11 protein-coding genes are annotated in these 13,207 nt (G+C 59.9%); 6 read left to right on the plus strand and 5 right to left on the minus strand.

All coding sequences use genetic code 11. The features are described 5' to 3' along the window. Positions 1 to 12 precede the first annotated feature (12 nt). The 3 genes from ACM6I5_RS06910 to ACM6I5_RS06920 all read left to right on the plus strand — a co-directional run bounded on the left by ACM6I5_RS06910 (position 13) and on the right by ACM6I5_RS06920 (position 3,477). A complete protein-coding gene (locus ACM6I5_RS06910) occupies positions 13 to 666 on the plus strand; it encodes an ABC transporter permease (RefSeq protein WP_007942812.1) in 654 nt (217 codons plus the stop codon). Continuing rightward, the gene (locus tag ACM6I5_RS06915) at positions 663 to 1,820 is read left to right on the plus strand and encodes a betaine/proline/choline family ABC transporter ATP-binding protein (RefSeq protein ID WP_017336497.1); all 1,158 of its coding nucleotides are present in this window, start codon (positions 663 to 665) and stop codon (positions 1,818 to 1,820) included. Before ACM6I5_RS06910 ends, ACM6I5_RS06915 begins: the two co-directional genes overlap by 4 nt. A gap of 493 nt (positions 1,821 to 2,313) precedes the next feature. After that, positions 2,314 to 3,477 carry a type III PLP-dependent enzyme gene (locus ACM6I5_RS06920; RefSeq protein ID WP_008024420.1) on the plus strand — a complete coding sequence of 388 codons (1,164 nt, stop codon included), beginning with the start codon at positions 2,314 to 2,316 and terminating at the stop codon, positions 3,475 to 3,477. A 91-nt stretch (positions 3,478 to 3,568) separates the two neighbouring features. On the opposite strand, the gene ACM6I5_RS06925 is transcribed toward ACM6I5_RS06920, so the two are convergent. Genes ACM6I5_RS06925 through ACM6I5_RS06940 form a run of 4 tightly spaced genes read right to left on the minus strand, consistent with a single transcriptional unit; the run spans position 3,569 to position 5,617 of the window. Beyond that, positions 3,569 to 3,835 carry a type II toxin-antitoxin system RelE/ParE family toxin gene (locus ACM6I5_RS06925; protein WP_080995108.1) on the minus strand — a complete coding sequence of 89 codons (267 nt, stop codon included), beginning with the start codon at positions 3,833 to 3,835 and terminating at the stop codon, positions 3,569 to 3,571. Further along, on the minus strand, positions 3,835 to 4,098 hold the full coding sequence (locus tag ACM6I5_RS06930; RefSeq protein WP_017336496.1) for a CopG family ribbon-helix-helix protein: 264 nt from the start codon (positions 4,096 to 4,098) through the stop codon (positions 3,835 to 3,837). The genes ACM6I5_RS06925 and ACM6I5_RS06930 overlap by 1 nt, the downstream gene beginning before the upstream one ends. Before the next feature lie 56 nt (positions 4,099 to 4,154). Continuing rightward, complete coding sequence (locus tag ACM6I5_RS06935; protein WP_414883452.1) at positions 4,155 to 4,940, minus strand: tetratricopeptide repeat protein; 786 nt, start codon at positions 4,938 to 4,940, stop codon at positions 4,155 to 4,157. After that, entirely contained in the window at positions 4,937 to 5,617 is a 681-nt protein-coding gene (locus ACM6I5_RS06940; protein WP_017336494.1) for a Fe2+-dependent dioxygenase, read from the minus strand. Before ACM6I5_RS06940 ends, ACM6I5_RS06935 begins: the two co-directional genes overlap by 4 nt. 206 nt (positions 5,618 to 5,823) lie before the next feature. Between ACM6I5_RS06940 and ACM6I5_RS06945 the strand changes: the two genes are divergently transcribed. Together ACM6I5_RS06945 and ACM6I5_RS06950 are read left to right on the plus strand one after the other, a co-directional pair. After that, on the plus strand, positions 5,824 to 8,085 hold the full coding sequence (locus ACM6I5_RS06945; protein WP_017336493.1) for a TonB-dependent receptor: 2,262 nt from the start codon (positions 5,824 to 5,826) through the stop codon (positions 8,083 to 8,085). Between the two features lie 131 nt (positions 8,086 to 8,216). Next, positions 8,217 to 10,742 carry a PepSY domain-containing protein gene (locus ACM6I5_RS06950; protein ID WP_414883453.1) on the plus strand — a complete coding sequence of 842 codons (2,526 nt, stop codon included), beginning with the start codon at positions 8,217 to 8,219 and terminating at the stop codon, positions 10,740 to 10,742. A gap of 130 nt (positions 10,743 to 10,872) precedes the next feature. Here ACM6I5_RS06950 and ACM6I5_RS06955 read toward each other — a convergent pair whose 3' ends face one another. Then, a complete protein-coding gene (locus ACM6I5_RS06955; protein WP_414879344.1) occupies positions 10,873 to 12,414 on the minus strand; it encodes an alkaline phosphatase D family protein in 1,542 nt (513 codons plus the stop codon). 407 nt (positions 12,415 to 12,821) lie between these two features. Here ACM6I5_RS06955 and ACM6I5_RS06960 point away from each other — a divergent pair, with 407 nt between their 5' ends. Beyond that, complete coding sequence (locus ACM6I5_RS06960; RefSeq protein WP_017336490.1) at positions 12,822 to 13,121, plus strand: hypothetical protein; 300 nt, start codon at positions 12,822 to 12,824, stop codon at positions 13,119 to 13,121. The last annotated feature ends 86 nt before the right edge of the window (positions 13,122 to 13,207 follow it).

Below are 13,207 nucleotides of genomic sequence, written 5' to 3' on the forward strand. Positions count from 1 at the left end.
GGAGGAAAAGCCATGGAATTTCTCAACGCCTTTTCCCATCTCGACTGGCCGCTGGTACTGCACCTGACCTGGCAGCACATCACCCTGGTCGGCATCGCCGTAACATTGGCGATTCTGGTCGGCGTGCCGCTGGGCATTCTGATGACGCGCTTCCCGACGCTCGCCGGCCCCTTGCAAGCCAGCGCCACGGTGCTGCTGACCGTGCCGTCGATTGCACTGTTCGGTCTGCTGCTGCCGTTTTACTCGAAATTCGGCCAGGGCCTGGGTCCGATGCCGGCGATCACCGCGGTGTTTCTGTACTCGCTGCTGCCGATCATGCGTAACACCTACCTCGCCCTGACCGGCGTTGAACCGGGTATTCGCGAAGCCGCGCGCGGCATCGGCATGACTTTCGGCCAGCGCCTGCGCATGGTCGAACTGCCGATTGCCGTGCCGGTGATCCTAGCCGGTGTACGCACCGCCGTGGTCATGAACATCGGTGTCATGACCATCGCCGCGACCATCGGCGCCGGTGGCCTCGGTGTACTCATTCTCGCTTCCATCAGCCGCAGCGACATGTCGATGCTGATCGTCGGCGCCGTGCTGGTCAGTCTCCTGGCCATCTTCGCCGACCTGCTTCTGCAATGGCTGCAACGCACGCTGACTCCAAAAGGACTCCTGAAATGATCGAACTTCAAAACCTCAGCAAGACCTTCCAAAGCAACGGCAAAGATGTGAAAGCCGTGGACTCGGTGAGCCTGACCGTCAATGAAGGCGAGATCTGTGTGTTCCTCGGGCCATCGGGCTGCGGCAAAAGCACCACGTTGAAGATGATCAACCGCCTGATCAAACCGACCTCGGGCAAGATCCTGATCAACGGCGAAGACACCACCGACCTCGACGAAGTGACCCTGCGTCGCAACATCGGTTATGTGATCCAGCAGATCGGCCTGTTCCCGAACATGACCATCGAGGAAAACATCACCATCGTTCCGCGCCTGCTGGGCTGGGACAAACAGAAATGCCACGACCGCGCCCGCGAGTTGATGAGCATGATCAAGCTGGAGCCCAAGCAATATCTGACGCGCTACCCGCGGGAACTGTCCGGCGGCCAACAGCAGCGGATCGGGGTGATTCGCGCACTGGCGGCGGATGCACCGCTGTTGCTGATGGACGAACCGTTCGGCGCGGTCGACCCGATCAACCGCGAGATGATCCAGAACGAATTCTTCGAAATGCAGCGCGCGCTGAACAAGACCGTGATCATGGTCAGCCACGACATCGACGAGGCGATCAAACTGGGCGACAAGATTGCAATCTTCCGCGCCGGCAAACTGCTGCAGATCGACCACCCCGACACTTTGCTTGCGCACCCGGCAGACGACTTTGTCAGCAACTTCGTCGGCCAGGACAGCACGCTCAAGCGTCTGTTGCTGGTGAAGGCTGAAGACGCGGCGGACAACGCGCCGTCGGTCAGTCCGGAAACCTCGGTGACCGAAGCACTGGAATTGATGGACGAACTGGACCGTCGTTACGTGGTGGTCACCGATGGTGAGAACAAGGCGCTCGGTTATGTACGACGTCGCGACCTGCACCGTCAGACCGGCACTTGCGCGCAATACCTGCGTGAGTTCAATGCCACCGCGGCGTACGACGAGCATTTGCGCATCCTGCTGTCGCGGATGTACGAGTTCAATCGCTCGTGGTTGCCGGTGATGGATGCCGAGCGGGTGTTCCTCGGGGAAGTGACTCAGGAATCGATTGCCGAGTATTTGAGCTCGGGCAAATCCCGTGGGGGCAAGACCAGCATTGTTTCGCCAGCCGAGACTGCTGTCGCCTGACCGACCCTGTGGCGAGGGAGCTTGCTCCCGTTCGGCTGCGAAGCAGCCGTAAATCAGGCAATGCGGTCCTTCTGAAGAACTGCATTGCCTGAATCCGGGACCGCTTCGCGGCCCAGCGGGAGCAAGCTCCCTCGCCACAAAGGCGATGTAAATCCCTCCAGAATTCCTCATTCGGGGAACATCACACTGTCATGCAGGTCGGTTACATCAGTAACTGTCCGGGACCGCACGACGGAAGTGTGCAAAAACGCGACATTTTTTGTTGATCTCAAGCCCCTCACGCCCTAAAGTTCGCGCCGAACGTCCATGCTGGAAACGATCCATCCGGCTCAAGTACTGACGACGAGACAGCAAGGCCAAGGGCAGCACCGCCTCCCGTGGCCTTTTTGCTTTCGGCGACATGCCTTGGGAAGTAGGCGAACCAAAGTGGGGATACGGAGGACGTTCATTTGCGCCCATTGATAATTTCAGTTTGCCAGTAGGAGTTCCCAGCATGTCGATCAACGTCGAAGACTATTTCGCGCGCGATACCTTCCAGAAAATGAAGGCCTTCGCCGACAAACAAGAAACCCCGTTCGTGGTGATCGACACCGCGATGATCAGCCAGGCCTATGACGACCTGCGCGCCGGTTTCGAATTCGCCAAGGTCTACTACGCGGTCAAGGCCAACCCGGCCGTCGAAATCATCGACCTGCTCAAAGAGAAAGGCTCGAACTTCGACATCGCTTCGATCTACGAGCTCGACAAAGTGATGAACCAGGGCGTCGGCCCGGATCGCATCAGCTATGGCAACACCATCAAGAAATCCAAGGACATTCGCTACTTCTACGAGAAGGGCGTGCGTCTGTATGCCACCGACTCCGAAGCCGACCTGCGCAACATCGCCAAGGCGGCACCGGGTTCGAAAGTCTACGTGCGCATCCTCACCGAAGGCTCGACCACCGCTGACTGGCCGTTGTCGCGCAAATTCGGCTGCCAGACCGACATGGCCATGGACCTGCTGATCCTCGCTCGCGACCTGGGCCTGGTGCCTTACGGCATCTCGTTCCACGTCGGTTCGCAACAGCGCGACATCAGCGTCTGGGACGCTGCGATCGCCAAGGTCAAAGTGATCTTCGAGCGTCTGAAAGAAGAAGACGGCATCCACCTCAAACTGATCAACATGGGCGGCGGCTTCCCGGCCAACTACATCACCCGCACCAACAGCCTGGAAACCTACGCCGAAGAAATCATCCGTTTCCTCAAGGAAGACTTCGGTGATGACCTGCCGGAAATCATCCTGGAGCCGGGCCGTTCGCTGATCGCCAACGCCGGCATCCTGGTCAGCGAAGTGGTACTGGTGGCGCGTAAATCCCGTACCGCCGTCGAGCGCTGGGTGTACACGGACGTGGGCAAGTTCTCCGGCCTGATCGAAACCATGGACGAAGCCATCAAGTTCCCGATCTGGACCGAGAAGAAAGGCGAAGTGGAAGAAGTGGTCATCGCCGGCCCGACCTGCGACAGCGCCGACATCATGTACGAGAACTACAAATACGGCCTGCCGCTGAACCTGGCGATCGGTGATCGTTTGTACTGGCTGTCGACCGGTGCGTACACCACCAGTTACAGCGCGGTTGAATTCAACGGCTTTCCGCCGCTGAAGTCGTTCTACGTGTAAAACGCTGCACGCAGAAATCAAAAAGCCCATGACGAGTCATGGGCTTTTTTGTAACAGACACTCCGGGCGGTCGGAGCGACTGTTATCGGTCTTATCTCACATGCCAAAGACGAAGGATGTAGAGCGTTGAGCCTTGAATCTCATACCGCATTTCGTAATGGCCGACCAAAAGTCGTCGCACATCTCGCGGTACAAACTCGTCAACCCGTTCTCCGATCCGCGGATTGCTGAGTAAAGCTGTAGGAGCCTGAGTGAGAGATTGCACGGTGCGGGCTGCAGCAGGACGATTGACCACTGCAAGAAAATCAAAAAGTCGGGCGAGGTCCGATAACGCCTTGCTCGTCCACTTCAACTCCATCAGTACGGGACCGGCAGCGGCTTATCAGTATCCAAACTTTCTGCCCAGGCCTGGACAGACTGATGATCAATCACTCGTCCGGCGTCAACATCTGCCATTGCCTCTCGAGTAAGCCGGCTGCGCGCCTCTTCATGATCAACCCAGTCGGCAAGCGCTTGCTTCACGATCCAGCCCCGTGAACGCTCCATCTTCGCAGCCATCTGATCGACTTTATCAGCCAGTTCCAAGGGGACATGGGCCGTCAGCACTTTGGTAGCAGCCATGATTTCGTCTCCAGGAAGCCATTGATGAGATTTGATTAGTTTCCAATCATAGTGATTTAAACCAGCTCAACACCCCCTGGCACGGACCGCCCATCGCTCATCTGAACGACGCGCTGAAGATAGAGAGCCGCCATTTCACGAATGTGCGGATTCACAGCGCTCAACAACGTCTGACTCGCCACCCGCAGGAAATTCAAATTCCCCCCGGCCAATGCCTTGCGCAACCAGACCAGCGCCTCTTCGACGTTGCCCTCATCCGCCAGCACCGCGGCATAACTGAACTGCCCACGAAAATCCCCACCCGTCGCCGAACGCCGATACCAATCGACAGCGCCGACCGGATCCGCTGGGCAAACCCGCCCTTCTTCAAGATAACGTCCCAGCAGGTTCATCGACTTCGCATGGCCAAGTTCTGCCGCGCGACGGTAGAGTGCCAGCGCTTGCAGCTGATCCTCGATCACCCCTCGCCCTGTCGCCAGCAGATTGGCGTAGTTGTACATCGCCCAATCCAGTCCGGCTTCGGCGCCGACGCGATAATGCTGGGCGGCGACCGAGGCATCCGCCACGCAACCCCAGCCGTGTTCGTGGCAGCGACCGAGCATGTTGCGCGCCATCAGATGCCCGCGCTGCGCGGCGATCCCGAACCAGCGCACGGCCAAAGGCTGGTCCTGTTCGATCCCCTGCCCGTCCAGCAGAATCTGGCCGAGCAAAGCCTGGGCATCGAGAACCCCTTCGCGGGCAGCGATCAGGATCGCCTGAGCAGCACGCGCCGGACTTTCATTGAGCATGGCTTTGAGTTGATCGCCGTCGAGCACTTCTTCGCGGCGCAATTGATAACTCATACATCGACCCAGCGACGCAACAGGTTGTGGTACGTGCCCGTGAGTCGGATCAGCGATGGGTGATCCGGCATGTCCTGCGTCAGCTGCTGGATCGCCCCGTCCATTTCGAACAGCAGCGCGCGCTGGCTGTCTTCGCGGACCAGGCTTTGGGTCCAGAAGAATGAGGCATAGCGAGTGCCACGGGTGACGGCATTGACCTTGTGCAGGCTGGTGCCGGGATACAGGACCATGTCACCGGCAGGCAGCTTCACGCGCTGGGTGCCAAAGGTGTCCTGGATGTCCAGTTCACCGCCGTCGTAATCCTCCGGCTCGCTGAAGAACAGCGTGGCCGACAGGTCGGTGCGCACACGCTCGATGCTGCCTTTGGGCTGACGCACGGCGTTGTCGATATGAAAATCGAAACTGCCCCCGGCCGTGTAACAGTTCAGCAACGGAGGAAAAACCTTGTGCGGCAGTGCCGCGGACATGAACAGTGGATTCTTCCACAACCGCTCCAGCATCGCCGCGCCGACTTCCTTGGCCAGCGGATGACCTTCCGGCAGTTGCAGATTGTGTTTCGCCTTGGCCGACTGGTAGCCGGCAGTGATTTTGCCGTCGGCCCAATCCGCCTGTTCCAGAGCCTCGCGGATGCGCTGCACCTCTTCTTTAGCGAACACGCCGGGGATGTGCAGCAGCATGGGAATACACCTGATGACAAAGAGGCGCCAATGGTATTGATTCTTATTGGCGCTGTAAAACCCCCGAGACGAATGAAACAGAAAAAACCGTAAAGGAAAATTGTAAAGAATGTAAATTCAGTGCGAATAGTAACGTTTCGCAATTGATACATAGACGCGTCTACCCTATATTCCGCGGCCTCAAATCCTTGGGGAGGGGAATTCACATGTCACGCCAACAACCACAATCACCGGTCAGTTCACCGCGTTTACTCGCTTCTGCAATTGGCGTGGCGATCACCGCCGGCTCCGCGGGCCACATGGTTTTCGCGGCTGAAAAAACCGACGAAAAAGCACCGGGCAATGTGATTTCCCTGGGCGCTACCGACATCACCGGCGAAGCTCAGGACGACACCTCCTACAAGACCGATACGTCGGCCAACAAGAAATACACCGCACCGCTGCGCGAGACGCCGAAAAGCGTCACCGTGATTCCGCAGCAAGTGATCCGCGACACGGGCGCCACCAGCCTGGTCGACGCTTTGCGCACCACACCGGGCATCACCTTCGGTGCTGGCGAAGGCGGCAACCCGGCGGGCGACCGTCCGATCATTCGTGGCTTCAACGCTGAAAGCGACACCTTCGTGGACGGCATGCGCGACCCGGCGTCCCAGAGCCGCGAAATCTTCAACGTTGAGTCGATCGAAGTCAGCAAAGGCCCGGGGTCGGCCTTCACCGGCGCCGGCTCCACCGGTGGCAGCCTGAACCTGGTGAGCAAGACCGCCAAACTGGGCAGCTTCTACAACGGCGGCTTCACCTGGGGCTCGGATCAGACCAAGCGCACCACACTCGACCTGAACCAGCAGATGACCGATACCTCGGCCTTGCGCCTGAACCTGATGAAACACGAAGCCAATGTCGCGGGCCGTGACACCGTCGACGTCAGCCGCTGGGGTGTGGCACCGACGTTCGCTTTCGGCCTGGGCACCGATACCCGCGTGACCCTCGGTTACTACCACGTCGAAACCGATGACATGCCGGACTACGGTATTCCGCTGACCCTGAACCCGGCCCGCAGCAAGTACAACGTCGACAAGCCGGTGCATGTCGATCGCGACAATTTCTACGGCATCACCAATCGCGACTATCGCGAAACCACCAATGACAGCGGCACCTTCAAGATCGAGCACGATCTGAATGAAGACCTGACCGTGTCCAACAGCTTCCGCATGTCCCGCTCGACGCTGGACTACATCGTCACCAACCCGGACGACAGCAAGGGCAACGTCGCCAGGGGCAGCGTGTACCGTGGCACCAAGAACCGTAACTCGACGTCCAGCGGCTGGATCAACCAGACCGACCTGAGCGCCAGGTTCGACACCGGCGCCATCGAACACAGCCTGGTCACCGGTGTCGAGTTTTCTTATCAGGACACCCACAACCGCCCGTATATCCTGACGTCGGCCGCCAGCGGCACGACGTGCAACCCAGCACTCTTGCGCTCCGGCGACTGCACCAGCCTGCAAAATCCGACGCCTGGGGATAACTGGAACGGACGGATCACCGACAGCACGGCGTTCACCGATACCGACACCAAGACTGCCGCCGCCTATGTGTTCGACACGCTGAAGTTCAACGAGCAGTGGTCCCTGAACCTGGGCCTGCGTTATGACAACTACAAGACCGAATCCAGCGGTTACAGCACCGGTGGTCGTGGATCGGTAGCGGGCAATTTCTCCCGGGAGAACACCAGCGACCTGGTGAACTACCAGATTGGTGTGGTCTATAACCCATTGCCGAACGGCAGCATTTACGCGGCCTACTCGACCTCCAGCAACCCGGCCGGCGAAACCAGCGGCAACGGCAGCCTGGAACTGGCCGCCAACAACAGCGACCTCGACCCGGAAAAGAACCGCAACTACGAGATCGGCACCAAGTGGGACTTCTTCGGTGATGACCTGTCGTTGACCGCAGCGCTGTTCCGCACCGAGAAAACCAACGCCCGCATCGACGATCCGGATGGCGCCACCACGCAAGTGCTGGACGGCGAACAGCAGGTCAACGGCCTGGAACTGACCTACACCGGCAAGCTGACCCGTCACTGGAAGGTCTACGGCGGCTACACCTACATGGAAAGCGAAGTGGTCAAAACCACCCTCGCCGCCGATGAAGGCAACCATATGCCGAGCACCCCGCGGAACAACTTCACCCTGTGGTCGACCTATGACGTGATACCGGAAAAGTTGACCATCGGTGCAGGTGCCACATTCGTTGATTCGCAATTCGGCAACATCGCCAACTCGGTGGAGATTCCTTCCTACTGGCGCTACGACGCGATGGCCAGCTACCGCCTGACCAAAAACGTCGACCTGCAACTCAACGTACAGAACCTGACCGACAAGCGTTACTTCGACCAGGTATTCCAGACGCACTACGCCCACGTGGCGGCGGGTCGTACCGCCCTGCTGAGCGCCAACTTCCACTTCTGATGGAAGCGTGAGGTCAAAGCCCCGTTCATCCACATGAACGGGGCTTTTGTGCGTAAAAAAGAATGCTTCTCGACAGCCCACGGCATAATGCGCGCCGTGATGACAATTTTCGAACGGACAAGGCGAGCAACGTGTTGAAGAAAACCCTGTTCCAGTTGCACTGGTTTTTCGGTATCAGTGCCGGGCTGGTCCTGGCCCTCATGGGCATCACCGGGGCGACAGTGTCGTTTGAGGATGAAATCCTGCGCGCACTGAACCCGTCGGTGTTGCAGGTCGAGAAACAGGTCGCCGGCGTGCTGCCGCCCGCTGAGCTGGTGGAAAAAATCGAAGGCGCCTCAGGCAAGAAAGTCGCGATGATCTGGGTCGACACCGACAGCGGCAACGCCGCACGGGTGTCCTTTACCCCGCCACCGGGCGAGCGTCGCGGCGAGATGCGCTACTTCGATCCCTATACCGCCGAGTTCATGGGCAACGCCATCGGCCAGGATTTCTTCGGCCTGATGCTGCAACTGCACCGCTTCCTCGCCATGGGCGATACCGGTCGACAAATCACCGGCGCCTGCACGCTGATCCTGGTGTTTTTCTGCCTGTCCGGCCTTTACCTGCGCTGGCCGCGCCAGTGGAAAAGCTGGCGCGGCTGGCTGACCCTCGACTGGAAGAAAAAGGGCCGCAGCTTCAACTGGGATTTGCACTCGGTGGCCGGCACCTGGTGCCTGGTGTTTTACCTCCTGGCGGCACTGACCGGGTTGTCCTGGTCCTACGAGTGGTACAACAAAGGCCTGACCCGATTGCTGTCCGACTCACCGCAGAACGAGCGGGTTCGCAATCGTGGTCCTGCGCCTGATGGCCCGGCACCGACCGCCGATTACGCCGCGATGTGGAGCAGCATCTACAGCGCTGCCGGTCCGACACTGAGCGCCTACAACATCCGCATGCCGCCCGTGGCCGGACAACCGGCGACCGTGTTTTACCTGTTGGACTCCTCGCCGCACGACCGCGCGCTGAACCAGATCACCCTCGATCCGGCCACCGGCCTCGTCAAACGCCACGACCGCTACAGCGACAAAAGCTTCAAGGCGCAGCTACTGACCAGCCTCTACGCGCTGCACGTCGGCAGTTACTTCGGGATTGTCGGCCGGATCGTCCTGACACTCAGCGCGCTGACCATGCCGCTGTTTTTCATCACCGGCTGGTTGCTGTACCTCGATCGTCGACGCAAGAAAAAGCAGATCAAGGACGCCCGCAAGGGCCTTGAACAACCGGACAGCGATGCCCCGGCGTGGCTGATCGGTTTCGCCAGCCAGAGCGGGTTTGCCGAGCAACTGGCGTGGCAGACCGCCGGGCAACTGCAAGCGGCAGGCTTGCCGGTGAAGGTTCAGCCGCTGGCCACTGTCAGCGAGCAGGATCTGCGTGATTCCAGTAACGCGCTGTTCGTAGTCAGTACCTTCGGTGACGGCGAAGCGCCGGACAGCGCTCGCGGTTTCGAACGCAAGGTACTGGGCCGCGCGTTGAGCCTGGAGAGCCTGAATTACGCGGTGCTCGGACTCGGTGATCGCCAGTACCAACACTTCTGCGGTTTCGCTCGCCGCTTGCACACCTGGCTCGGCGAGCACGGCGGCAAGCACCTGTTCGCGCCCGTGGAAGTCGATTGCGGCGACCCTTACGCCTTGCGTCACTGGCAGCAACAACTCGGCCTGCTGACCGGACAGGCGCCCGTGGACACCTGGCAAGCACCGAGCTACGACAACTGGACGCTCACCCGCCGCGAATTGATGAACCCGGACAGCAACGGTTCGCCGGTGTACTTGCTGGGCCTCACCGCCCCGACCACCAGCAGCTGGCTGGCCGGTGACCTGGTGGAAGTGTTGCCCCGCAACTGCCCGTGGGCGATCGAGCATTTCCTCGATGGTCTTGGGATCGATGGGCGGGCGGCGGTGGTGTTTGATGGCTTGTCGCAATCGCTGGAACAAGCACTCGCCACTCGCCAATTACCTTCGAACCGCACCCACCTAGTCGGCCTGCACGCGCAAGCACTGGTGGACGCGCTGGTGCCGTTGGCCATGCGCGAATACTCCATCGCCTCGATTGCCGCCGACGGCGTGCTGGAACTGATCGTGCGCCAGGAGGTGCATTCCGACGGCAGCCTGGGCGTCGGTTCCGGATGGCTGACCGAACACGCGCCGGTGGGCAGCACCCTCAGTCTGCGGGTACGGCGCAACAGCGGTTTCCATCTGCCGGTCGAACCGGTGCCGATGATACTGCTGGGCAACGGCACCGGCCTGGCCGGGCTGCGCAGTTTGCTCAAGGCGCGGATTGCCGATGGGCAGACTCGCCATTGGCTGCTGTTTGGCGAGCGCAATCGCGAGCATGACTACCTGTGCCGTGCCGAGCTGGAAGAGTGGTTGATTTCCGGGGACATCGAGCGTCTGGACCTGGCGTTTTCGCGGGATCAGGCTGAAAAGATCTACGTGCAGGATCGCTTGCGTGAATCGGCCAATCTGCTCAAGCAATGGCTGGCCGACGGCGCCGTGATTTACATCTGCGGCAGCTTGCAGGGCATGGCTTCAGGGGTGGATCACGTGCTCAACGAAGTGCTGGGGATTGAAGAGGTCGACCGCCTGATCGAGCAAGGTCGCTATCGCCGAGACGTTTACTGACCTACCACAATTAAATGTGGGAGCGGGCTTGCTCGCGAAGGCTGACTAACATTCAACATCTGTGTTGCCTGCTAAACCGCTTTCGCGAGCAAGCCCGCTCCCACATCGATCGATGCCAGTCGGATAATTCTCACACCGGCTGCAATTTCTGCTCAAACACCGCCACCCCATCCAGATCCCGCAACACCACACTCATCGCCCCCGTCGCGCCCTCGATATTCACCTCGCCAAAAAACTGAAACCCGGCAAACGGCGAGGTGTTCTGTGCCGGCGGTGCCTTCTCGAACACCACTTCAGGACCGAAGGTTTTATCCAGCGGGTTAGGCCCGAAACTCCCCGCATTCAAAGGCCCGGCGACAAACTCCCAGAACGGTTCGAAATCCTGAAACGCCGCCCGATCCGGGTGGTAATGATGTGCCGCGCAGTAATGCACATCCGCCGTGAGGAACACGAAATTGCGCACCTGTTGCGCCCGCAGAAAACCTAGCAATTCAGCGATTTCCAACTCTCGCCCCTGGGCCGGTCCCGGATCGCCATTGGCCACCGCTTCCCAGCGCGCCACGCCGGGGCTGATTTCGCCATCGGGCACGCCGAGACCGATCGGCATGTCGGCGGCGATGACTTTCCACTGGGCGCTGGAGGCCTTCAATTCACGCTTGAGCCAGTCCAGTTGCTCACGTCCGAGAAAGGGTTTGGCGGCCCCCAGATTGTTGTCATTGGCTTCGCGATAGCTGCGCATATCGAGCACAAACACATCGAGCATCGGCCCATAACTGATTTGGCGATAGATCCGCCCGCCACCGTCGGCGCTCTGCAACCGCATCGGTGCATATTCCAGCCAGGCCTGGCGCGCGCGCCCCACCAGGCTGTGGATATCCTTGCTCTTGTAGCGCTCGTCCAGTTGCTTGCCCGGCGACCAGTTGTTCACCACTTCGTGGTCGTCCCACTGCCAGATCTGCGGCACTTCGGCGTTGAAGCGACGGACGTTTTCGTCCATCAGGTTGTAACGGTAATTGCCGCGATACTCATCGAGGGTTTCGGCGACTTTGCTCTTGGCCTCGCTGGTGATGTTGCGCCACACGCGACCGCTTTCCGTGGTCAGCTGCGCGGGCACCGGACCGTCGGCGTAGATGGTGTCGCCGCTGTGGATAAAGAAGTCCGGCAGGCGCAGGCGCATGGCTTCGTAGATGCGCATGCCGCCGATCTCCGGGTTGATGCCGAACCCCTGGCCGACGGTGTCGCCGCTCCAGACGAAACGGATGTCGCGCCGGGTCTGCGGCACGCTGCGCAGGTGACCGAACCAGGGTTCGCTGGTGACACCGCTCTGGGCGTCTTCGAAGTGCACGCGATAGAAAATCGCCTGATCGGCAGGCAGACCGGTGAGCTCCACACGCGCGGTGAAATCGCTGCGGGCATCAGCCAGTGGCGAGACAAAACGCCGAGGGTTGGTGAACAGACTCCGCGTGTCCCATTCCACCACCATCCGCGCCGCACGATCGCTGCGGCTCCAGACCATCGCCCGGTCACCCAGCACGTCGCCGGACTGCACGCCATCGGTGAGTTGCGGCCGGTCCTTGACCGACGCAATCACCGCCGGTGCAAGGCTGGGCATCAACAGCCCGGCGCCGACCGCTTGCATGACACGACGGCGACCGAGGTTGAATTCGCTCATGGTGTTCTCCCTGAAAAAGGAAAACTAAAACACGCCTGCATGACCCACGGATGACACGGCTCCTACAAGGCCTGCATCGTTCTCCCACACGGGCGGAAATGATCATCGCGAGGCACACAACTTTTCAAGACGTTTCCTACAACGTATCTTGTTGCCGCGTTTCGGGATCGACTCCATAGTTCGGGCTCGCGGAAAACACCGCGAACGACCTTGGCCGGTCGGTGCAGGAACGCTACAGCGTAACAACACCTCCTCAGGTACTTCGTGCCTGAGGCGTTGTTTTATGGCGGCTGTGCGTGGGACACCTTCGGGTGTGCCGGTTCCTGTACCCGGTCGGCCAACCCGCGTATGGCTGCCACCCTCGTTTGGCCGCGAGTGGTGGTAGCTCCAATTACAGGAGTTACATCATGTTCCAAGTCATGCCGCGTTACCTCCCGATCGACACCTACGACGCCGAAACACCGGTGCTCTTCGTCAACACCCACAAAGAACTCAGCGAACTCACCGCCTGCGCCATGCATCGTTTCACCGTGGTTCGCGATCTGGCAGACACGTTCACCAGCCTGAATCTGAAAAACATTTCCGATTGTGATCTGACGCGGATCACCCGCGCCGTGCATCTGCTGATGCGAGAGGGCTGTGCGGTGCTGGATGTGGTTCAGGCGCGGGCGTTGCAGCGGGAGAATGAGTACAAAACCCCGGCTTGATGGTGTTGCCACTGACGCCATCGCGGGCAAGCCCGCAGGTTAAGGCGTTTGCCACAAATCTTGTGTACGAAAGAGATCACTGTGGG

This window comes from Pseudomonas sp. IT-P171 (assembly GCF_949767765.1).
GTDB lineage: Bacteria > Pseudomonadota > Gammaproteobacteria > Pseudomonadales > Pseudomonadaceae > Aquipseudomonas > Aquipseudomonas fluorescens_B.